This is a genomic window from Clostridium luticellarii (genome assembly GCF_002995845.1).
Lineage (GTDB): Bacteria > Bacillota > Clostridia > Clostridiales > Clostridiaceae > Clostridium_B > Clostridium_B luticellarii.
The window spans coordinates 1-22,759 of record NZ_PVXP01000052.1; the positions used below are offsets into that span (position 1 = coordinate 1).

The following is a 22,759-nucleotide window of genomic DNA, read 5'->3' on the forward strand; positions in this document are numbered from 1 at the left end:
ATATATTATAATATAATTTGTATTTTTTTCATAGAATAAAATTCATCTTTGAATAAGCTTTCATAATAAAACTTACCCAAAGATGACATTGAATTACATTTTCTACTATATATGACTTATATCTATTGTCTGATCTCTGCCTGGACCTACAGAAACTATGGATATCTTCGTATCTGTAAATTCTTCTATTTTTCTCAAATACTTTTTAGCACTTCCCGGCAATTCATCATAAGTTCTGGCATTTTCTATACTTTTACTCCATCCCTGAAATTCCTCATATACAGGTTCACATTTAGCCAAATCCTCCAAGCTGGCAGGTACATAATCTATAACCTTTCCATTAAGCTTATATCCAGTACATACCTTTACTTTCTCAAGTCCTGCCAGGGTATCTATTTTTGTAATTGCAAAACTGGTAAGTCCTGAAAGCCTGGCACTGCTTTTTAGTATTACCAGATCCAGCCATCCGCATCTTCTGGCTCTCCCTGTAGTAACTCCATACTCGTGACCATTTTCCCTGATCCAATTTCCTGTTTCATCAAACAATTCTGTAGTAAAAGGTCCTTTCCCCACTCTCGTGGTATAAGCCTTAGCCACACCTACCGCACCTGTTATCATGGTAGGTCCAATTCCTGCTCCAATGCAAACCCCTCCTGCAATAGTACTGGAAGACGTAACATAAGGATAAGTACCATAATCTACATCCAGGAGACTTCCCTGTGCTCCTTCAAACAATACTTTTCTTCCATCCTTTATATTTTTATAGACCTCCACCGATATATCTTTTACATAAGGTGCCAGTGTTTTTCCATAATTAATATATTCTCTGTATATTGAATCAAAATCCAAAGGATTTTCTCCATAGACCTTTGTTATTATATCATTCTTTACTTTTAGATTTTCCTGCAGCTTTTCCTTGAATACATCTTCATGCATAAGATCACATACTCTTATACCGCTTCTCTCCATTTTATCCGTGTAACAAGGCCCGATTCCCTTTCCTGTGGTCCCTATGTCATTCTTACCTCTAGCTCTTTCTTTAATTCCATCCAATACTTTGTGATAGGGCATAATAAGTTGAGCTCTATCGCTGATCATTAAATTCTCAGGTGAAATACTGACGTCTAATTTTTTTAAATAATCCATCTCTTCAAATAAAGCTTTTGGATCAAGTACTACTCCATTGCCTATTACATTGATCTTGTCTTTATAAAGTATTCCAGATGGTACAAGATGAAGTTTATATTGTTTGCTCCCTACTTCAACTGTATGACCTGCATTATTTCCACCTTGAAACCTAACAACCACATCTGCACTTTTGGCAATATAATCTGTAATTTTGCCTTTTCCCTCGTCACCCCATTGGGATCCTAAAATAATAAATGCTGACATAAGAACTTCCTCTCCTTTTTATATAGGTTAATATTTGATCAGCAGACATTTCTGCTATTTTCCAAGTATATCTCTGGCAACCACTACTCCTGTTGCTGAAGCCTGCATAAGACCTCTTGTAATTCCGGCTCCATCTCCTATAGCATATAAATGCTCTATGGATGTTTCAAATCTATCACCGGTCTCAAATTTACTGGAATAAAATTTTACTTCTACACCGTAAAGAAGTGTATTTTTGCTGTAAAGTCCTGGTGCAATATTATTAAAAGCTTTTAATGCTTCAACTATAGATGTCAGATATCTTTGAGGCAGGACAAAACTCAAATCTCCAGGCACTGCAGATTTTAAAGTTGGTATGGTAGTCGACTTTTTAAGTCTGGAATAATCTGTTCTTCTTCCATTTAGCAGATCTCCCAGTCTTTGAACCATTATGCCACCTCCCGTAAGCATATTGCCAAGCTTTGCAATATATTTGCCATAAGTTATAGGCTGGTTAAACGGTTCTGTAAAAGACGTAGAGACCAGCATGGCAAAATTGGTGTTCTCCGTTCTGAGCTCTTTTTCCTCGTAGCTGTGTCCGTTTACCACAGCTATGGTTCCATCATAATGTTCTTCTGATACAACTCCACCTGGATTCATGCAAAACGTTCTAACTTTATTGTCAAATGTATCTGAATAATATACAAGTTTTGCTTCATATAGATCCTTTGTGAGATGATCCATTATGGAATTTGGTACTTCTACTCTTAATCCTATATCTACAGCATTGTTGGTGGTTTTCAAATTCAATTTTTGGGATTGAATTGTAAACCATTCTGCACCGCCTCTGCCCGGAGCCACTACTACATAATCTGCTGAAACATTTTTTTCTCCATCTCTATTTTCAATAGTTACCCCCGAAACCTTACCATCATCAGCCAATATATCTTTCACCGTGGTGAGCTCACTGAATTCTACATTGGTATTATCCAAAAGGTGGTAATACATTTTTTTCAGTACCTCATAGGCAAGTTCTGTACCTAGATGCCTTACAGGACATTCTATGAGCCTTATATTGTATTTACTTGCCTCATATTTAATTTTATCTATTTTCTCATTATTCAGCCCGTATACAGTTTTATTAGCTCCAAATTCAAGGTATATATCATCACAATATTTTATTAATTTTTTACATTCATCTTCCGAAAAATATTCTAAAATCCTTCCTCCCACCTCTGGACTCAAGGAAAGCTTTCCATCAGAAAAAGCTCCTGCCCCTGACCAGCCAGAAGTAATACCACATGGATTGCAATTTATACATTTTCCAGTTATTCTTGCAGGACACTTCCTGCTCTCTATATTTCTGCCCTTATCAACTATCAATATATTCATATTTTTGTTAAATTTAGTAATTTCCAAAGCAGTAAATATTCCTGCAGGGCCAGCTCCAACTATTATAACATCATATTTTTCTTTCAAGTAGCATCCCTCCTTAAATATGGTATCAAAATTAAATGTTTCAGTCAATAAAAAATACGAATATTTTTTATAAAATAGTCATTAAAATTCGTAAATTAAAAAACTGTATACTTATATTAAATATGAATTATAAAATTTTATTAACAATTTTGCATTCACTTTCATAACATATACTGTAGTAAATTTTTGGAGGTATTTAATGAATAAAGACAGTAAAGATATCAGCGAAGAATCCATTGAAAATTACGATTATGCCGAAAATACTTACCCCTATTATTGTCCTCTGTATAATTGCCCCTACAGTCCAGAATATGATGATGAAGGCATAGATGAACCAAATGATGATCTTGACTCAGCATACAGAAGTCATGGCAGAAGAAGACGTAGGCGCAGGCGCAGAAGAAGACGCCCTCATTCGGGTTTCGGTCCAATAATATTTCCAATCGTGATTCCTTTTGATTTTGATGATTGGGATTATTAAACAAAATCTTTAGTTTATTTTATAATAACTTATACCTCTTATAACGAAAAATGCTTCAGATTATTCAAAATACCTATATCAACAGGAATTTTGAAATAATCTGAAGCATTTTTACTCCTTATAAATCTCTTAACTCGGGCACTACATTGGGGGGTACTTTACCAAGTACTGCCGCCGTTAAATTTTCAGCCGCCAGCATTGCCATATCAAATCTGGTTTTCTTAGTAGCTGAACCAATATGGGGCAGAGTTATTACATTACACATTTCCAAAATTGGATTATTACCTTCCACAGGCTCCTTTTCGTAAACATCCAACCCTGCGGCAAATATTTTTTTATCATTCAATGCATCTATCAATGCCCTCTCATTAACCGTCTGGCCTCTAGAAGCATTGATAAAAATTGCTGATTCCTTCATCAAATCAAATTCCCTATAATCGATCATATGATAAGTATCTCTGTTATATGGAACCATTACTGAAATAAAATCAGATTTTTTAAGCAAATCGTCAAAATCTGAATATTCCACTTCCAGTTCATTTTCCACATCCGGCCTTCTATTTCTATTGTAATACAAAACATTCATGTCAAATCCAAGCTTTGCTTTTCTGGCAACGCATTTACCTATTCTACCCATGCCAATAAGTCCTAATGTGGCATGGTTTACATCAGCTCCAAAGAGATCACTTCCAATTTCATTTTTCCATCTGCCCTGTTTAACATATTGATCCATTTGGGTAATCCTTCTGGCTGTGGATATAATAAGGGCCATCACTAGATCTGATACGGTTTCATTCAGCACAAAAGGAGTGTTGGTTCCTATTACACCATTTTTTCTCATGGCTTCTATGTCAAAATTATCATAACCAACAGAAATGTTACTTACAACCTTAAGTTTAGGTGAACGTGATAATATCTCCTCATCAATTGAAGTGCCCACAGTTAAAAGTCCCTCTACATCAACTAAATTCTCAATAAGTTCATCTTTAGATATTTTTTCATCATGATCCCATTTTTTATACTCACAGTATTCAGCAACAAACTCCTCTACTTTTTTTGGAACAGGCCTTGCTATAAATACTTTAGGTTTAGTCATAATTATCCTCCCTATCATTTCATATTTGGAATATTGTTTTATATATAGATTATATTTTTAGCTGACTTAAATTAAGTCAACTAAAAATTTTAAAACAACCTCTCTTTTGTATAACCAAGTCTCTTAGAAATCTCCAAAGCTGCCTTTATTGCAAATTCTTTATGTTTTTTTGCCTTTTCACTATAGTTGTTTATTTTCAAACTCGAAATAGATACTGCCGCTATGGCCTTCCCTGTATTATCATGTACCGGTACACCTATACAAAATATACCATCTTCATTTTCTTCATCACATATGGAATATCCTCTTTGTCTTGTCACCTCTAGATCCTCCAATAAATCCTCACGATTTATCAATGTTTTCTCTGTCCTTGGCAGTAATTTAGTCCTGGTTAAATATTCATTTATTTCTACTTCATCATAGGTTGCCAGAATGGCTTTTCCCAGACCTGTGGAATACAACGGCATGACTGATCCCAGGTTTGCTGTTGTCCTCAAAGTCTTTTTTGACTCCTTTTTATATATATATACGAGCTCATAATTATTTACTACAGCCAGAAATACAGTTTCCAGGACATTATCCGCGGCCCACTTTAAAATAGGATCCGCAATATTAACCAGTCCAGTTTTACTTAAATATAAACTTCCAAGTTTAAATGTTCCTATTCCCAACTCATAACTCTTCAGTTTTCTATCTTTTACCGAAAGATAATCCCTTTCAACCAATGAATTTACAATATTGAATACACTGGTCTTAGGTATCTCCAGATACCTACTCAATTCAGCTATAGTAACAGGTTCTTCACTTTCTCCAACAAACTTTAAAATATCCAATCCTCTCAAAATAGCCTTATTCAAACAATCCACCTCATATTTCGTATATGAAACTTCATTCCATATTATAAATACATTATATGGAACTTTTTTTATTCTGTCAATGATATTTTAAAAATTGGTCACAGTCTTATACAAACAGGAAAATCATATTACACTAAAGCACTGTCAATTGTGTGTCCACATCAAAAATATGAATTTTGCTTGAATCCAAAGCCAATTTCACTTTATCTCCCGACTTAAAATCCACTATGCCCTCCACCCTGGCTATAATATTTGATTCACCCTTGGATAAATATATATAGCTTTCCGCTCCCATGAGTTCAGTTAAATCCACATTGAATTCCACCAGACATTCATTCCTTGTGATCTCCTCAGGTATCCTTATATTTTCAGGTCTTATTCCAATTATAATATTCTTACCCACATAACCTTTCTTTTCCAGAACATTTGACATGTCATCCTGCAGAATTATCTGTTCTCCTTCAAATAAAACTGCAAGTTTCCCATTTACGTGCTCCAATTTGGAATTTATGAAATTCATCTGGGGACTTCCAATAAATCCTGCCACAAATACATTCTTAGGGTGATTGTATATCTCCTGTGGAGTATCCACCTGCTGTATAATCCCATCTTTTATTACCACGATTCTTGTGCCCAGAGTCATTGCCTCTGTCTGATCATGGGTTACATATATAAAGGTGGTCTGAAGCTTCTTATGAAGCTTTGATATTTCCGTTCTCATCTGAACTCTCAATTTGGCATCCAAATTTGACAGAGGTTCATCCATTAAAAATACTTTTGGATTCCTGACTATAGCTCTTCCCATAGCTACTCTCTGTCTTTGTCCACCTGATAATTCCTTAGGCTTTCTTTTAAGTAAATCATATATATCCAGCGTTTTAGCTGCACTTTTAACTTTTTCATCTATTTGAGATTTTTGCACTTTCCTCATCTTAAGCCCAAAAGCCATATTATCATATACAGTCATATGGGGGTACAATGCATAGTTCTGAAAAACCATAGCAATATCCCTATCCTTGGGTGTCACTTCATTCACAAGCTGATTTTCTATATAAAGTTCCCCACCAGTTATCTCCTCAAGTCCTGCAATCATTCTAAGTACAGTGGACTTTCCACATCCTGAAGGTCCTACAAATACTATAAATTCCTTATCTTTTATTTCCAGATTGAAATCTTTAATAGTGTCAATATTACCTGAATAAGTTTTACATATATGTCGCAGGGACAAGTTCGCCATTTTCACTATACTCCTTCCTATCAAATATAATTTCTTAAATTAATTCTTTAAGAACATTGGGGTAATTTGTTATTATGCCATCTACTCCCAAATCAATAAGTCTTTTCATATCACTTTCTTCATTTACCGTGTAAGTATTTATGAGTATATCATTTCTCTTTATATCGCCAATTATATCTTCATCCATGACAAGGGAAAAAAGAGGATGGAGTGCATCGGCTCCAACTCTCTTTGCATATTCCCCTGGATTATGAATGGGAGATCCATATAGCAGACCTGTCTTTATACTGCTGTCATACTCTTTTACCTTCTGCATAGAATAATGATTGAAAGATGATATTATCACATTTTTTTCCAGCCCATATTTATATATCTTATCTATTGTATATTTTTCTAAATTCTTATAATGTACAATATCATTTTTGAGTTCTAGATTTAGAAGAAGATTTTTATCCTTCATATAATCCAACAGATCATCCAGGTTGGGAATTCTTTCTCCATGCCCAGCATTGAATTTTGCAAGCTCCTGATAAGTATAATCCTCTATAAATCCGGTTCCGTCTGTAGTCCTGTTTATGGTTTCATCATGACAGATAATTATGACACCATCTTTTGTAATGTGAAGATCCGTCTCTATTCCATCCGCACCTATTTCCACTGCTTTTCTAAAAGCCAGCATGGTATTTTCAGGATACATTCCGCTGAAACCTCTATGGGCAATATTTAAAGTTTTAACCATATTACTTGCTCTCCCTTTTATTTTCATATATTACTTGTTATTCTGATTATATTTCGTTATAGCCGAATTTATGCTGTCTGCTGAATTCTTTACAGCCTGCTCTGGAGACTGTTTATCTTGAAGCATCTGCTCTATATTTGTCTCAACAGTCTGTCTTGCTTCCGGGAATACAGACATAAGTGCACCTTTAGCCGTGGAAGGAGAATTATGCAGCTGATCTATAGCTGTCTGAAACTGAGGCTTTTTCTTCAAATTATCCTTCATTGCCTGTACATCATAAGCTTTTTTGGTAACAGGGAAATATCCTGTCTGGCTAGCCCAGTAAGCCTGCTCTTCCGGTGACACCATATACTTTATGAATTCCCAGGTTGCTTTTTCCTTTGCAGTATCCTTGCTGTCAAGTGCCCACAAGGAAGCTCCACCTATCGACACGCCGCCATCCTGCACTCCATCAAAAGATGGCAAAGCTGCTGTTCCTACCTCAAATCTTCCTCCGATACCACTTAGTACAGCTGACAAATCTGCCGTAGATTCAATGTACATAGCTGTCTTGCCTGCTATAAATGCATTTTCCGTATCATCTTCATTTCTTCCAAAGTTAGCTGCATTTCCAGATTTAACTAATTTCTGCCATTCGTCCAATACTTTTACACCTGCTCCATTTTTATCGAACTCCACAGCTGTAGGAGCTTTCTCCCTGCCATTGCCATTATCTGCATAATTTTGTCCCTGCTTAACTATGAATTGTTCAAAAAACCATCCATATATAGCCATTGCATAGCCATATTGAGTTACTTTACCTGAACCATCCTTTTTAGTAAGTTTCTCTGCTGCACTTTCAAGTTCAGAAAATGTCTTTGGAGGATTTTCTGGATCCAATCCTGCGGCTTTAAAAGCATCCTTATTGTAATAAAGTATAGGAGTAGATGAATTAAACGGCATAGAGTACAATTTATTGTTCACCGTATAATATCCTGCTATGTTAGGTTCCAAACTAGATATGTCGTATTTTTCACTGTCTATGAAATCCTGCATTGGCTTTACCCATCCGCTGTCTATCATAAATCTGGTACCTATATCATAAGTCTGCATAACATCAGGACCATTTTTTGCTCTCTCCGCACTCTTCAATTTATTTATGGCCTCATCATACTTCCCTTGAAATTGTGCATTGACTTTGATATCTTTATGGGAGCTGTTGAAATCATTGACCATTTTGGTAAGTGCCTGCCCGTTTTTACCTGACATGGAATGCCAGAATGTAATCTGAACGGTCTTGCCGGATCCAGAAGACTGATTTGAACTGTTGCTTCCACAGCCGGTAAAAATACCTCCTATCATCAATGAAGCTAACAATAAACTTATGAATTTCTTTTTCATTATTTTTCTCCTCTCACAACTGATTATTTGTATATTTTTATATGAATTTTATAATTACCCTTTTACTGCACCAGAAGTCATACCTTCTATAAGCTGTTTCTGACCAAATATGAAAATTATAATCGAAGGCAAAAGAACCATTATAATTCCTGCCATTATAAGTCCAAAAGATTGGTTTTCAGAGAACTGCAGCATACTTATACCTATCTGCACAGTTCTTGTACTATCCTTGCTGGTTACAAGCAATGGCCATAAGTATTGATTCCAGGTAACTAAAAAAGTATATACACCAAGAGAACCTACAATAGGTCTCGACATGGGAAAAACTATCCTGGTAAAAAATTTAAAATTGCTGCAGCCATCCATCTTTGCGGCTTCATAGAGCTCTCTTGGAAGAGTTAAATAATACTGTCTCATCATAAATATTCCCATGGCAGCGCTTAAATAAGGAATAATGAGAGCTTTATAGCTGTCCAGCCATCCAAAAGATCCTACCGTCAAATAATTTGATATCATAATGGATTCCGCCGGGATCATCATAGTAGCTATTACAATTACAAACAATGCCTTTTTACCTTTAAAATCAAAAAATGAAAATGAAAAAGCTGCCAGACAGGATGTAAAAATCTCACCTATAGTTACCCCCAGAGATACTACAAAGCTGTTGATTATGAATTTCATTATGGGAGCAGCATTCAATGCATCTGTATAATTATTTAAATACAATTTTTTAGGTATCAACTTGGGCGGATAGGAAAATATCTGATCCGGAGGCATAAAACTAATGGCGAGGGCATATAAAATGGGTGCTATAGCCATAATGCCAAATACTGTATTCACTATATAAAGAATTATTTTATTTATATTTTTTTTCATGTACCATTACCTCTCCACATTTATTTATAAAAAACCTTTTTATCCTCATATCTGAATTGAAGCAGAGTTATGACAAACATAAGCAGGAACAAGACTATAGATTCAGCACTGGCAGCACCAAATCTGCTGTTAAAAAACGCATTTCTGTAAATGGAGTATACAAGAACGTTAGTGGCTTCGGCAGGTCCTCCCAAAGTCATTATATTTATCTGACCAAAAGTTTGAAATCCATTTATTATATTTATGATGAGTACGAAAAAAAGAGTTGGGGAAAGACAGGGCAGTATTACATTCCTCAATTTTTGAAGATAATTTGCTCCATCTATTGATGCACTTTCTACTAATTCTTTCGGTATATTTTGAAGACCGGAAGTTATAAAAATAAAATTTATACAGGCATTTAGCCATACACCTACTATGGATACTGCTATAAATCCCCAGAAGGGGCTTGTAAGCCAGCCAATACTCTTTCCCAGGAGAAAATTAACAAAACCTATGCTTGGATTAAACAAAAGCATCCATATTATTGCCGCAGAAGCAGAGGATACTGCCATGGGCATGGCATACATAGTGCTGAAAAGTCCCTTGAACTTCAACTTGTTGTCACATAAAAGTGCCAGCATCAGCCCAATGAGTATAGCTGGTATTGTAGTCACAATTACATATTTAAAAGTCACAACCACACTATTTATAAAAGAAGGATCTTTAAATAAATCCACATAATTGGAGAAACCTGCAAAAGAACCTGGCTCTCCCTGGGCATTGGTACTGAACAAACTTAAATATATGGTTTTAAAAAAGGGAAAGTAGGTAAATCCCAAAAATACAACTATACATGGAACAATATACAAATATGGTTCAAGAATATTTATTATTTTTTTATTCACAGCAGTTTTATTCTGAACCATACAAACTTCTTTTGATGCTTTTTCCATCTGATTACCTCCATCAATTTTATTCATGGCTATATAGTATCCCATCAATATTAATAAAGGTTTATATTATGGTTAAATATATTTAACATATCGTTCTGGAAAAAATCACAGCTTAAAAGTAAAAGTATCAATTTAGAACACAATAGCCCAAATACGGCCCCTGCTATTATATCCGTAGGATAATGAACAAAAAGATATAATCTTGAAAATGCTATTAAAAATGCTATTATCAAAAATATCATTTTATATTCACCAAACTGAGCTGACAAAACTCCAGCTACCGCAAAAGAAGAAAAGGTATGACCTGAAGGAAAGGAGTAAGAAATAGGTTTTGAAATCAAAAGCTGAAGATTATTTACACAATTGCAGGGTCGTACCCTTCTAACTACATGCTTCACTATACCCTCTCCAAATATGGTGCTTATAATTAAAGTAGCCAATACTATAATTCCTGTTAATCTATAATCTCCATACAATATCAAAAACAGGGCTATTGCAATCCAAAGTGCTCCTCCATTTCCCAAAGCAGTAGCAAATATCATGACTTTATCCATAACTGGCTTGTGCATGTTGTCCTGTATGAATTTCAAAATAAGATTGTCAAACTTTTTTATCAAAAGAATCACCTTCTCTATTGGTTTTTTCACCACCCTTACTTTTATTGTATACATATAACATTACTAAAAGATTAATAATACATTAAAAACTCTTAATAATATCACCTGGCAAATGAAATTTTATAATTTGGATTCAAAAAATAAGACATTGTAAATGACCAATGCCTTATTTTCATAAAATATAATTTTGAAGGGGAGAGTATTGCAATTAATTTCGGTGCTTTATGGCGGTTGCACTTGAATTTATCGTGCCCTGCAACCACAGACACCCTCTGGTAATTACCAATATTTTTCTATATATGCTATGTTCAAATACATAATTTTCATTTTCGCTAAGATATTTCCTTAGGACACTTATTATTATATATGGTATTTGTTACGTCTTAATGTCATATTTATAAACTATCTGTAAACAATAAAAAGTATTCTTATTGACAAACTCCACCCAGACCCAGGAATCACTTGATTAAACCCCTATATTAATTAATCCCTGTTCATTGTATTTTTTAAACTCTTAAAACGATTTGTAGGAATTGGTTCATCATCATCCACAACTAATTCGATAAGCAGTGGTTGATCAATATCTGCAAGAAATTTTTTCATATTAGGTATTTCGCTATTATGTTCCAACCTTAGGGACTTTACACCAAATGCACTTGCTATATTGGATATATCAACTGGTTCATCCATAAATCCTGGTATACTTCTTCCAAATAAAGCTTTATGACCATCATCCACAAATCTTAAATTGTGGTTGTTTACTACAATACATACTATCCGCAGGTTATATTTCTTATATGTCATCAGCTCTCCAATTACATTCATAAAAAATCCACCATCTCCAACGAACTGTACAATAGGTCTATCCGGATAAACCCTGCTTATGCCAATGGCCCCGGTAGATGAGCCCATAGCACCATAGTTTAAATTACATTCAAATGCACCGCCTTTAGGTACCTTTAAATATGTCTCAACAAATAGCATTAAGCTCCCAATATCCGATATATAAAATGTATTGTAAGGCACATATTCCGGAAGTTTTTCCAAAACATTTCTAAGCAGCAGACCTTTGCCTTTATAAACAGCCGGTGCATTTATATGCTCCTTAATACTGTTATCTGTGTTTCTAATCTGAACATTTTTCAAAAAATAATCCAGAGCATCTCCTATATGGGATACAACTTGAACATCCTCATTATAAGCTTTGTTAAAAACACTCTCATCTGCATCTACATGTATAAGCTTACCCTTCTTCAGATTTTCAGTAAAGCATTGTGTTGAACATTCTCCTAATCTGGTGCCCAGGGCAACAATACAATCAATATCAGTATCAGCTACATATTTAACTGACAAATCCGTGCCTGGCATACCATAATAACCCATGTTCAAATGGAAATTATCCTCTACAATGCCTTTGCCGGAGGGTGTATAAATGATCCGCCAATTGAGCCTTTCCGCCAGTTTTTTTATTTTATCGCCGAATCCCCTGCATCCACCACCTATAAACAATAAACCGTTCTTTGACTCATTTATAGCTGATACTGCATCAATTAGTGAATTATAATTAGTTTTGGGGACTGAATGAGGTACTTCAGGGAAATCCTCTCCCGTATATTCCTGCTTTTGAACATTCAAAGGTATTCCTATATGTACAACACCTCTCGGATACGTATAGGCTTCATATATAGCATGCTGCAGCTCCGACAGTATATCTGATTCATTATTGACTACTTTTGAATATTTTACAAAATTAGAAACATATCTTTCTCCCTCTACCTCCTGAGCCGCTCCAAGGCCCTGCAGATTACTATCCACATAGCCTCCAATAATCAAAACAGGCAGTTTTGAGTCCATTGCTTCTGCTATACCATTCATGGCATTTGCAATGCCCACAGACCCTGAAACCAACAATAAACCTATTTTACCCGATACTTTGGCAAACTTGCAGGCAGAGTACGCTGCTGACACCTCATTCTTGGTTATTATATATTCCATATCCTTAAAGTCATTAAAAGCATCTACTATGGGACATATGGTTGCACTGGGTATTCCAAATGCCGTTAATATATCATTTTTTTTAAGATACTCCAAAACTTTTTCACATACCTTCATATATCCATGCCTCCTTATATTTTCTGTCATTATTCTCATGTGTTTAATTACTACAATATACTATCTACATCAAATTCTTTTATGGTAAACTCACATCTGTTTATCATTTCATCATCAAAATAAAGTTTTTTATCTAATGAAGGAATAACCGCTATACCAACAACTTTGTCAAATTTGAAAAGTGGAAATACAGCAATGCTCTTTATTCCAAATAACTTAAACTCCGGAGAAGAATTCCTATCGGCAGCAACATCGTTTATAACAACCGTGTGTCCCTTAACAACTCTTTTTAGAACAGGATCTTCCGACACACTGACTTTTTCTCTCTTGTGCACAGATTTCCATCCTTCATTATCAATTTTATCACAATCTATTATACTGACAGGATATAATCTATCCCCCTGTATTCTATGTATCCCGGTACTATCAACACCTGTAATTTTTTTTAATGTTTCCAATAAATCTTTTATTTTTATTTTGTTCATAAAATTCCTCCAAAATACTATAAAGAGTGTATAAATACACTCTTTATAATCTACTTAAATCCATTTTCCTCAAGAAATTTTTCTCCTTCAGCAACACTTTTAAAAGTACCAGTAATAATACCGCCGCTAGCTTTTTGAAGGTTGCCTACCATCAATTTAATGATCATTTCACTTGGAAGTATAGTTGCATTGTGTGTGCAGCCATTGTCATGCATCCACTTAGCGTGCTGCTTTACCTCATCATTTATAGCACTTATTTTGTACTGTGTCATATCACATAATTTAGCCCAGTTTCCCAGCTTTCTTAATTCACCAGCAAGTTTGTCATATGCACTGTTAAAGCGCTCAAAATCTGCCTTGTTCCATCTTCCAATTAATTTTTCTCTGATAATCCTCTTGGATGAAACAAGTTCAAGTTCAAACTTTCCACCTTCATCTATTATTTTCATAATTGCCTAAGAGTGGAGGAAGCCACAATAACCCCCACACATTTCCCTCCTTTATAATTTATGTAATAGTATTTTTGTGACTTTTTCTTCAGCTTACATTACAGCTAACGTAAATATCTCTTATCGTGATAAATCATTATTAATTCTTACATCTTATAGTATTAAATGCTAATTTTAACTATTATATTAAATATATCGTCCATATAATATAAATACTTTAATATGTAGTTTAATATAACTAAAAAAACTAATGATATATTACAATAATACAAAAATAGTTAACAAAGCAAGCTGTTCTTTTCTCCCTGTCAAAGAAGGGTACTGTAAATATGAATTAAACTAACTTATTTTTAGTATTTACTTTTTTACCGAAAATAGTATAGATTTTAATTTTTTTTAATAATTTCCGATTTAATATTTCTGTTTATTTTATACAAAAAAATAAAAGCCTGTAATATATTGATATCACGAGCTTTATGCTTAGTATTCCATCCTGGATTTCAAATATATCTACTCAGCTTTGTCCTGGTTGGGTTTTCTCTGTCTCAGTGTGTCTACATTGTCACCAGCTGTTTATTCGTTTTGTTTCGGGAATGAAAAAAGAAGGCAATTAATCTTCCTTTTTATCATTTTCCTTTATTTTATTATCATTTTTTTCTTCATCCTTATCAAGCAAATAGCTGAAATCAGTTAATTCTTTCTTCCTACCTTTATTATTTTTACGTCCCAAATAAATCACCTCTTATCACAAACAATAGGATGCATTAATTTATTAAACTTATTTTTATATAAAAAATAAGATACCTAAATTAATAGATATCTAAAAATTTATTGGTGGTTGTATTTATATTTTATATGTCCTACAACTACAGACATAAACTCATATTCATAATTTCACCTTTATTATGTAAAAACTTTTATTTTACATGATTATCTAAGCAACCAGCTTTATATATTATGTTAAGTATACCATTTAGTCTACTTAATGTCAATTATTTTGTTTGTGTATATGTCGGAATAATAAAAAGCTTTATCCAAAATATATAAGTAGGAACTTTAGAATGGTATTGGAGAAATCTAACCATAAAAAATACAACTAGACGACGTTATAAAAGAAAGTAAAACTATAGAACTACTAGATCCCATGCTTTAGACCATACATATGCTGATATTCTTCCTAATATGCAAAAATAATCTGTTGAAAAAACAGATTATTTTTTTACTCTAGTTCGCTAACAAACAGAAAGTACCAGTAAAAAAATATAACCCCGCAATATTATTGATATTACAGGGTTTCTTTGGTGCTCCCAGCAGGAGTCGAACCTGTGACCTACTGATTACGAATCAGTTGCTCTACCTACTGAGCTATAGGAGCAAACATACATTAATATTTTAATACAATTTTTCATTATAATCAAATAAAATTTAATTGATTTTATAGTGCTGTACATAAATTAACTGTGATTTACTCCTGATGAATTACATCAAGATTCCCAAACTTACTGAACTGACCCATCCATGCCAGCTTCACAGTACCTGTAGGACCATTTCTCTGTTTTGCAATAATACATTCTGCTACATTTTTTTCTTCTGTTTCTTTATTGTAATATTCATCTCTGTATAAAAACATAACTATATCTGCATCCTGCTCTATTGAACCGGACTCCCTCAGATCTGAAAGCATGGGTCTATGATCTGTTCTGGCTTCCGGTGCACGGGATAATTGGGAAAGTGCAATAACCGGACACTGCATTTCTTTGGCAAGGGCCTTAATGGATCTGGATATTTCAGATACCTCCTGCTGTCTATTTTCTGAGCCTCTTCCACCGCTCATAAGCTGCAGATAATCTACAACTATAATATCTATACCCTGCTCTATCTTGAGTCTTCTGCATTTGGACCTCATCTCCATAATTGATATACCTGCCGTATCATCTATAAAAATTTTCGAAGCAGCCAAAGGTCCTGCAGCTCTGGCTATATTTTCCCAATCTTTATCCTCCAGATTTCCGGTTCTAAGTCTCAGCATATCTATATGAGCTTCCGAACATAACAACTTATATGCCAGTTGCTCTTTTGACATTTCAAGAGAAAATACAGCTACTTTTTTTCCCTCTCTTAAAGCCGCATATTCAGCTATGTTAAGTGCAAAAGTCGTTTTACCCATGGACGGTCTTGCTGCCACTAAAACCATGTCTCCTTTTTGGAAACCCGAGGTTTTAGCATCCAGTTCTCTAAATCCAGAAGCTATACCTGTAGTCTCTCCTTTATTGTTAAATAATCTTTCTATTTCCAAAAATCCCCGTTCAAGCACAACATTCATAGGTTCAAAATCCGAGGTTTTCATATTATTTGACAGGTCAAATATGGATTTCTCCGCCATATCAATAGTTTTTTCCACATCATTTTGATTATTATAACTTTCTTCTATTATTTTAGTAGAAGCTTTAATAAGCTTTCTGAGAGTAGATTTATCTTTTATTATTTTTATATAAGATTTCAAATTGGCTGTAGACACAATGGATCCACTTAATTCACTTATATAAGTTATTCCACCGGCAGCTTCAAGTTTGGACTTTGATTTTAAATCCTCTGTCAAGGTGATTATGTCCACGGCTATATCCTTTCTATATAAGGTAAGTATGGACTCAAATATAACTTTATGGGCATCCTTGTAAAAATCTTCGACTCCCAAAACCTGCATGGATTCCACTATGGCAGTTTTATCAATAAGCATTGAACCAATTACACTTTGTTCAGCTTCTATATTATGAGGTATACTTTTAAAAGGTACGTCCATGGAAACTTCACTCCTCAGATTTTAATAATAAGTAAATTCATTCAGCCTTATAATATCCATAATATCTACTTGAATACTATTTTCATAAGTTGTTCAATATTGGATATTGCTTCCACCTTTATATCCTCAATATCTGCAGGCACATCCTTTAAATTTTCTTCCGGTATAAGTATGGTCTTTATTCCATTTCTCTTCGCTCCATAGATCTTTTCAAAAATACCGCCTACAGGCTTTACATTTCCCCTCAAAGATATTTCACCCGTTACAGCTATATCCTGTCTTAAAGGTTTATCCAAAAGAGCGCTTATAATACATACCGTGATAGCTGCCCCTGCCGAAGGACCATCAATTTTTCCGCCTCCTATTATATTTACATGTATATCATAATCACCTATATCCTTATCCGTGATTTTTCTTATAACCGAAGCAGCATTAAACACTGAATCCTTGGCCATACTTCCTGCTGTATCATTAAATCTCACAACTCCTTTTCCACTTTCCTTAGCTTTGAACACCACTGATTCTATTTCTATGGTGGAACCTACATATCCCATTACACCCAATCCATAAATATGTCCCACTTCATACCTTTTTCTTGAAGTAACTTCTTCAAAAGACACAAGCCTACTTATGGATACAACCTTCTGCAAATCCTCCACTGAAATATAAATTTTATCTTTTAAGTCCCTAACTCCACTGTTATAAAGTACGTAACCATAGGCATCAGATAATATGTTCACAGCTTTTCTTCCTTCGATAGTGTATTTGCTGATAAGCTCAGATACTCCATTTTCAATTTCTATATCAAGCTTTTTAGCTGCGTTTTCTACTATTTTTTGTATATTTTTAGCAGAAAGTGGTTCAAAATAAACCTCTGTGCATCTAGATCTCAACGCAGGATTTATTTCACTCGGCTCTCTGGTAGTAGCTCCTATGAGCAGAAAATCTGCTGGAGCCCCCTTTTCGAATAAATATTTTATATATTTAGGAATATTCTCATCATCAGGATCATAATATGAAGATGAAAATTCAACTCTTTTATCTTCCAGAACCTTCAATAGCTTGTTCTGAAGCATTTCATCCAATTCACCTATCTCATCAATGAAAAGTACTCCTCCATGAGCTTCTGTAACAAGTCCCAATTTTGGCTCCGGTATTCCAACTTCCGCTAGATCTCTCTTTGTACCCTGATATATAGGATCATGCACGGATCCCAGGAGTGGATTTGTAATTTCTCTAGGATCCCACCTTAAAGTACTGCCATCAACCTCCACGAACTTGGCATCCTTGCTAAAAGGTGTAAATTTCAATTTTTTAGCTTCTTCCAGTGCAATCCTCGCAGCCGTAGTTTTGCCTACTCCCGGCGGCCCATATAAAATTATATGCTGTGGATATGGTGATGCTATTTTTGAAAGTATTGCCTTTATAGCTCTTTCCTGACCTATGATTTCCTGAAATGTTTCAGGTCTTAGAAGTTTTTGAATGTTTTTTCCAAACACTTTGGAGTCCATTACCTCAAGTTTTGCATATTTTTTTAAAGTCTTTGCATTCTCATACCCCTTTTGTTTCCTTATAATGTTAAGTCTTATATCATCCATATATTTATCCTGGCGCTCTACAAGATTTTTTTCTACCTCTTTTTCAATGCTGTTTCTAACATACCTCTCCGCCAGAACTTCTGCAATCCAGTTGTTAGTATCCTCCAATGCATCCTGTGCTCTTGATTGATCTGGTACAATATTCAGACCCTTCCCATCACTTATTATTTTATTCAAGGCATATAATCTTTCCAATACATTTTTACTGTCTACATAGTCTTGAAGCTTATATTTTACTATTCTGGATTTTATAGTACCCTCATCCATCATTTTCTTCAATAAATTATTTAATACATTCACTTGAGTATCCAATGGTACAGAATTATTAAATTCCTTATCTAATTCATCCACAAATTGCAGTTTCACAAACTTTCCTCCTTATTCTTCTCCAATGACTACTTTTATCTTAGTAGATATTTCAGGATACAATTTAATTTCCACGTAGTAGACACCAAGTTGTCTTATATTATTAACCGCTATTTTTTTCTTATCTACATTTATATTAAATTTCTTTTTGAGCTCATCTGAAATATCTTTGCCCGTTATTGAACCAAACAATCTTCCATTTTCTCCTGACTTGACCGTCAGCTTTATTTCTTTTCCCTTCAAGTTTTCTGCAAGTTTTTGTGCTGTTTCTATCTCTGAAAGCTTTTGTTTTCTTTCTGCTTCTTTTTTATTATTCAATATATGAAGATTTGTATTATTTGCCTCTTCGGCCAATCCTTTAGGTATCAAATAATTTCTTGCATATCCATCTGAAGCTTTCACCACTTCTCCTTCTTTTCCTAAAGCTTTTACATTTTTTAATAATATTACTTTCATCTAATCTTCATCCTCCTCAACATATTTCCTTATAGCATTTTTTAATTTCTCCACAGCCTCATCTACTGTCACGGATTCCAATTTTGTTCCGGCCATGGTCATATGACCACCACCACCTAAATCTTCAAGTATAATCTGCACATTTATATCACCTAATGATCTTCCGCTGATAAACACTTCATCTTTTATTTTAACAAAAACAAAAGATGCTTGAATACCTGTAATATTTAGCAGTTCATCTGCTGCCTGGGCAGTTAACAATATATTGCCTATTTTTTCAGGACATATTGCTATGGCAATATTATTATATATTTTAGCCGATTTTATAATTTCAGCTCTTTTTAGATAAGTGTCCAAGTTATCTGAAAAAAACTTTTTTACATTTATGGTATCTGCCCCCAATCTTCTCAGAAAAGACGCAGCTTCAAAAGTTCTAACTCCAGTTTTGAAGTAAAAATTTTTTGTATCCACACATATTCCCGCAAGAAGAGCTTCTGCTTCTATGGTTTTTATTTTAGGTTTTTCAACCATATAAGGTAACATTTCAGTAATTAATTCAGAAGTAGATGAAGCATAGGGTTCAATATAATTCAAAAGAGAATTTTTAATGAAATCTGGAGGCTTTCTATGATGATCAATTATAGCCATTCTATTGAACTTCTCAACCAGATTCATATTTTGTACATATCCTTCACTATAAACATCTACTATTATAAGAAGACTATTTTGATTTATATTATCTTCACAGTCCCTGCTGTGTACAAAAGCATTTTTATATTCTTCTTCTTCCTTTATTTTATTAAGTATGAACTTTATGCTTTCATTACTATTATCTAATATTATAGAACATTCTTTGTTCAATTGACCTACTACACTGTGCAGTCCCACAGATGCTCCCAAACAGTCTATATCAGGTTTGCTATGCCCCATAATAAATACATTACTGCTGTCCTTTATTATATCTACAAGAGCTTGAGCTATCACTCTTGCCTTTACCTTGGTTCTTTTCTCTACTTCCTTAGTCTTACCTCCATAGAACATAAGTTTATCTTGAGTTTTTACTACTGCCTGATCTCCACCTCTCCCCAATGCCAATTCCTTAGCTGATATTGCATATTGCTCATTTTCCTGAGGATTTTTTCCGCCTCTTCCCACACCAATACTAAGTGTTACTGAAAGCTTATTCCCCATATTTATTTCTCTCACAGTATCAAGTATTTCAAATTTCTTTTCCATTTCTTTTTCTATATACTTATTTTGTATGCAAAACACATATTTATTTGATTCATATTTCCTCACCATAGAATTCAAACTCTGAGCATAAATATTTATTGTTCTCTCTATTTCAGCTATTATGAGAGGTTTATCATCCTCTTCCATGGTCTTTATAACATCATCAAAATTGTCAACCTCCATAAGCATTATGGTATTTTTATCAGCTTCTACGGAAGTCATAATATCATAGGAAGTTGTTACATCATAAAAATATAATATCATAATTTTATCTTTAGGATTCTCAGAAGTATCCACTATATTTGCATATATATCGTAATGCTTATCTTTGATTCTTATGTATCTAAATATATTTTCCCTGCCATTTGCAGCCTGCTTCACATTAAAATCCCTTGCTATATTCTTAATATTTTGACCTAATATATCCTTCCCTTTCAATATAGTACAAAAATTCTGATTGTACCAGAGTACATCCCCATTCATCTTTATTATAACGAGAGGAAATGGCAGTTTTACAAGAGTACTCCTAGTAGCCACATCGAGCTGAGATGAAAAATTTTCTATGAATTTCTTCCATTTGTTTTTTCTGAATCTGGTATTTTTTATATTGTAAATTACAAGAAGTACATATAAACCAGCAGCCGTAATACCTATAATTTTATTTCCATATACCATCAGCATCAAAATAAGCACTGCGATTATTATCATATATACTTTACTACTATTTATAAAGTAATTGTACTTATTATCCATACAATAAGCCTCCAGTTACTATTTTTTTAATTTTCTATAAGGATCAAGTTTTCTAAAATCAAATATCATATCTATAAATCCTGCTAAAATATAAAATAACGATAAACTGGATAAGGCAGTCAATACTATGACAATAGCAGTAATTTTTTTAGACATTTTAAATTTTTTCATTAGATAATATGTTGTCAGTGCTAAACCATCTATTAAAAATATAAGTTGTAATATAAGTTCTGAAGATGTAACTATATATTGTCCAACAGCCATGTTTTTTCTGTCAAATAATATCCCTATAAGGAGTATGGCTCCTATTAATGTACCTAATCTGGTATTCATATACCATTGATTTAAAGGTTTTATATCATTGACTTCATATTTTAATTTTACAAGTATGGCTCTGGCTGTTATGTAATTTAGATATGACGAAACAAAGGATACAATTACTATTCCTGCTGGAATAAGTCTCATAATATATTCCGGTGTAAAAATATTAATCATACTTTCCATGGAAGCAAGCTGACTTCCTGATACACCTGCTTTTTCATACATGCTTTTGCTCAAATCCATAGATTGCCTGAAATTTTCCACCATTTCATTGACAAATCCATATATTCCCCCTTTGCTCATTAGCATTATATAGACAATAAAATAAAAAATCATCCCCAATGCCACGGATATAGCTAGAAATATCATGGTGGTTCCAAATTTTTTCTTGTTTTTTATGCAATATCCCAAAGTCATTCCAGTTAATCCTATCAATACCACCAGGGACAATGAAGCTATTGGATTATAAAGTATTGATATCAATATACCACTTGCTATAATAGAAATCAAAGTAACCTTATAATTTTGTTTAATATATAGTATTGTTATAGGTACAGGCAATATAAAATTAGCAACTATAGAAAATATAGGTACATATATACTTATTAGCATTATTACTACCGTAAGTGCTGTAATCAAACTGCCTTCAATGAGGGCTTTTGTATTATATATCCTTTTCTGCATTTTTACCTCCGTTAACCCTTTTCTTTTAAATGGTTATATAATTTGCTTAAATCCTTTCCATGTTGTTCTATTTTATCTTCTTCAATTATACCAATTTTTAATTTCTTTTTCATGGTTTCATCTACTGCAGTATGTGAATATCCCAATCTGTCTGCAAGTAAATACAAAATTATTATTGCCCCGGAAATACAATCCAATATGGATTCCTGTGCCACATTACTTCCCTTTGTGAGCAACTTAAAAAAATCTCCTATTATACATAAAAGATTTGCCTTCAAATCTTCTATTATCTTAACATTATACATTATGTTAAAGTTCTCTTTACTCATACAATCTCCCTCCCACCCTATAATTTTATTTTGAATTCATACAGTCTTACACAATGAACTCTATCTCTATAATTCTAACTTATGTATAATATTATTATACATAAG

General features: G+C 33.8%; 20 protein-coding genes and 1 tRNA gene. 1 reads left to right on the top strand and 20 read right to left on the bottom strand.

Going from position 1 to position 22,759, the window contains the following annotated elements:
- Window positions 1–105 precede the first annotated feature (105 nt).
- Entirely contained in the window at window positions 106–1,392 is a 1,287-nt protein-coding gene (locus CLLU_RS13825; RefSeq protein WP_106010378.1) for an adenylosuccinate synthase, read from the bottom strand.
- Between the two features lie 54 nt (window positions 1,393–1,446).
- Window positions 1,447–2,850 (bottom strand): NAD(P)/FAD-dependent oxidoreductase, encoded by a 1,404-nt coding sequence (locus tag CLLU_RS13830; protein ID WP_106010379.1) that lies wholly within the window; start codon window positions 2,848–2,850, stop codon window positions 1,447–1,449.
- Window positions 2,851–3,049: 199 nt separating this feature from the next.
- On the opposite strand from CLLU_RS13830, the gene CLLU_RS13835 reads away from it, so the two are divergent.
- Window positions 3,050–3,331 carry a hypothetical protein gene (locus CLLU_RS13835; RefSeq protein WP_106010380.1) on the top strand — a complete coding sequence of 94 codons (282 nt, stop codon included), beginning with the start codon at window positions 3,050–3,052 and terminating at the stop codon, window positions 3,329–3,331.
- A 118-nt stretch (window positions 3,332–3,449) separates the two neighbouring features.
- On the opposite strand, the gene CLLU_RS13840 is transcribed toward CLLU_RS13835, so the two are convergent.
- From CLLU_RS13840 to CLLU_RS13925, 18 genes are all read right to left on the bottom strand, one after another.
- On the bottom strand, window positions 3,450–4,427 hold the full coding sequence (locus CLLU_RS13840) for a 2-hydroxyacid dehydrogenase (protein ID WP_106010381.1): 978 nt from the start codon (window positions 4,425–4,427) through the stop codon (window positions 3,450–3,452).
- A gap of 89 nt (window positions 4,428–4,516) precedes the next feature.
- Window positions 4,517–5,284, bottom strand: coding sequence for an IclR family transcriptional regulator (locus CLLU_RS13845; protein ID WP_106010382.1), 768 nt, complete (start codon window positions 5,282–5,284; stop codon window positions 4,517–4,519).
- A gap of 133 nt (window positions 5,285–5,417) precedes the next feature.
- Window positions 5,418–6,521 carry an ABC transporter ATP-binding protein gene (locus CLLU_RS13850; RefSeq protein WP_106010383.1) on the bottom strand — a complete coding sequence of 368 codons (1,104 nt, stop codon included), beginning with the start codon at window positions 6,519–6,521 and terminating at the stop codon, window positions 5,418–5,420.
- Window positions 6,522–6,555: 34 nt separating this feature from the next.
- Complete coding sequence (locus tag CLLU_RS13855; protein ID WP_106010384.1) at window positions 6,556–7,260, bottom strand: glycerophosphodiester phosphodiesterase; 705 nt, start codon at window positions 7,258–7,260, stop codon at window positions 6,556–6,558.
- Window positions 7,261–7,290: 30 nt separating this feature from the next.
- Window positions 7,291–8,640 (bottom strand): ABC transporter substrate-binding protein, encoded by a 1,350-nt coding sequence (locus CLLU_RS13860; RefSeq protein WP_106010385.1) that lies wholly within the window; start codon window positions 8,638–8,640, stop codon window positions 7,291–7,293.
- Between the two features lie 54 nt (window positions 8,641–8,694).
- Window positions 8,695–9,516, bottom strand: coding sequence for a carbohydrate ABC transporter permease (locus CLLU_RS13865; protein ID WP_106010386.1), 822 nt, complete (start codon window positions 9,514–9,516; stop codon window positions 8,695–8,697).
- 20 nt (window positions 9,517–9,536) lie between these two features.
- Window positions 9,537–10,451 (bottom strand): carbohydrate ABC transporter permease, encoded by a 915-nt coding sequence (locus CLLU_RS13870; protein WP_106010387.1) that lies wholly within the window; start codon window positions 10,449–10,451, stop codon window positions 9,537–9,539.
- A gap of 50 nt (window positions 10,452–10,501) precedes the next feature.
- A complete protein-coding gene (locus CLLU_RS13875) occupies window positions 10,502–11,077 on the bottom strand; it encodes a phosphatase PAP2 family protein (protein ID WP_170065764.1) in 576 nt (191 codons plus the stop codon).
- A gap of 474 nt (window positions 11,078–11,551) precedes the next feature.
- Window positions 11,552–13,180, bottom strand: coding sequence for a thiamine pyrophosphate-binding protein (locus CLLU_RS13880; protein ID WP_158255931.1), 1,629 nt, complete (start codon window positions 13,178–13,180; stop codon window positions 11,552–11,554).
- Between the two features lie 50 nt (window positions 13,181–13,230).
- Complete coding sequence (locus CLLU_RS13885; RefSeq protein WP_106010389.1) at window positions 13,231–13,665, bottom strand: GAF domain-containing protein; 435 nt, start codon at window positions 13,663–13,665, stop codon at window positions 13,231–13,233.
- A 50-nt stretch (window positions 13,666–13,715) separates the two neighbouring features.
- A complete protein-coding gene (locus tag CLLU_RS13890; RefSeq protein WP_106010390.1) occupies window positions 13,716–14,114 on the bottom strand; it encodes a hypothetical protein in 399 nt (132 codons plus the stop codon).
- Window positions 14,115–15,413: 1,299 nt separating this feature from the next.
- Window positions 15,414–15,489, bottom strand: a tRNA-Thr gene (locus CLLU_RS13895).
- Between the two features lie 90 nt (window positions 15,490–15,579).
- A complete protein-coding gene (locus CLLU_RS13900) occupies window positions 15,580–16,914 on the bottom strand; it encodes a replicative DNA helicase (RefSeq protein ID WP_106010391.1) in 1,335 nt (444 codons plus the stop codon).
- A 65-nt stretch (window positions 16,915–16,979) separates the two neighbouring features.
- Window positions 16,980–18,878 (bottom strand): Lon family ATP-dependent protease, encoded by a 1,899-nt coding sequence (gene lonC, locus CLLU_RS13905; RefSeq protein ID WP_106010392.1) that lies wholly within the window; start codon window positions 18,876–18,878, stop codon window positions 16,980–16,982.
- A gap of 12 nt (window positions 18,879–18,890) precedes the next feature.
- On the bottom strand, window positions 18,891–19,334 hold the full coding sequence (rplI, locus tag CLLU_RS13910) for a 50S ribosomal protein L9 (RefSeq protein ID WP_106010393.1): 444 nt from the start codon (window positions 19,332–19,334) through the stop codon (window positions 18,891–18,893).
- The gene (locus CLLU_RS13915) at window positions 19,335–21,320 is read right to left on the bottom strand and encodes a DHH family phosphoesterase (protein WP_106010394.1); all 1,986 of its coding nucleotides are present in this window, start codon (window positions 21,318–21,320) and stop codon (window positions 19,335–19,337) included.
- Between the two features lie 18 nt (window positions 21,321–21,338).
- On the bottom strand, window positions 21,339–22,325 hold the full coding sequence (locus tag CLLU_RS13920; protein WP_106010395.1) for a YybS family protein: 987 nt from the start codon (window positions 22,323–22,325) through the stop codon (window positions 21,339–21,341).
- A gap of 11 nt (window positions 22,326–22,336) precedes the next feature.
- Complete coding sequence (locus CLLU_RS13925; protein ID WP_106010396.1) at window positions 22,337–22,654, bottom strand: MazG-like family protein; 318 nt, start codon at window positions 22,652–22,654, stop codon at window positions 22,337–22,339.
- Window positions 22,655–22,759 lie beyond the last annotated feature (105 nt).

Coding starts and splice junctions, on each gene's coding strand:
- CLLU_RS13825 (WP_106010378.1), bottom strand. CDS start 1,392: ATGTCAGCATTTATTATTTTAGGATCCCAATGGGGTGACGAGGGAAAA.
- CLLU_RS13835 (WP_106010380.1), top strand. CDS start 3,050: ATGAATAAAGACAGTAAAGATATCAGCGAAGAATCCATTGAAAATTAC.
- CLLU_RS13840 (WP_106010381.1), bottom strand. CDS start 4,427: ATGACTAAACCTAAAGTATTTATAGCAAGGCCTGTTCCAAAAAAAGTA.
- CLLU_RS13850 (WP_106010383.1), bottom strand. CDS start 6,521: ATGGCGAACTTGTCCCTGCGACATATATGTAAAACTTATTCAGGTAAT.
- CLLU_RS13855 (WP_106010384.1), bottom strand. CDS start 7,260: ATGGTTAAAACTTTAAATATTGCCCATAGAGGTTTCAGCGGAATGTAT.
- CLLU_RS13860 (WP_106010385.1), bottom strand. CDS start 8,640: ATGAAAAAGAAATTCATAAGTTTATTGTTAGCTTCATTGATGATAGGA.
- CLLU_RS13865 (WP_106010386.1), bottom strand. CDS start 9,516: ATGAAAAAAAATATAAATAAAATAATTCTTTATATAGTGAATACAGTA.
- CLLU_RS13870 (WP_106010387.1), bottom strand. CDS start 10,451: ATGGAAAAAGCATCAAAAGAAGTTTGTATGGTTCAGAATAAAACTGCT.
- CLLU_RS13880 (WP_158255931.1), bottom strand. CDS start 13,180: ATGAAGGTATGTGAAAAAGTTTTGGAGTATCTTAAAAAAAATGATATA.
- CLLU_RS13885 (WP_106010389.1), bottom strand. CDS start 13,665: ATGAACAAAATAAAAATAAAAGATTTATTGGAAACATTAAAAAAAATT.
- CLLU_RS13890 (WP_106010390.1), bottom strand. CDS start 14,114: ATGAAAATAATAGATGAAGGTGGAAAGTTTGAACTTGAACTTGTTTCA.
- CLLU_RS13900 (WP_106010391.1), bottom strand. CDS start 16,914: ATGGACGTACCTTTTAAAAGTATACCTCATAATATAGAAGCTGAACAA.
- rplI (WP_106010393.1), bottom strand. CDS start 19,334: ATGAAAGTAATATTATTAAAAAATGTAAAAGCTTTAGGAAAAGAAGGA.
- CLLU_RS13915 (WP_106010394.1), bottom strand. CDS start 21,320: ATGGATAATAAGTACAATTACTTTATAAATAGTAGTAAAGTATATATG.
- CLLU_RS13920 (WP_106010395.1), bottom strand. CDS start 22,325: ATGCAGAAAAGGATATATAATACAAAAGCCCTCATTGAAGGCAGTTTG.
- CLLU_RS13925 (WP_106010396.1), bottom strand. CDS start 22,654: ATGAGTAAAGAGAACTTTAACATAATGTATAATGTTAAGATAATAGAA.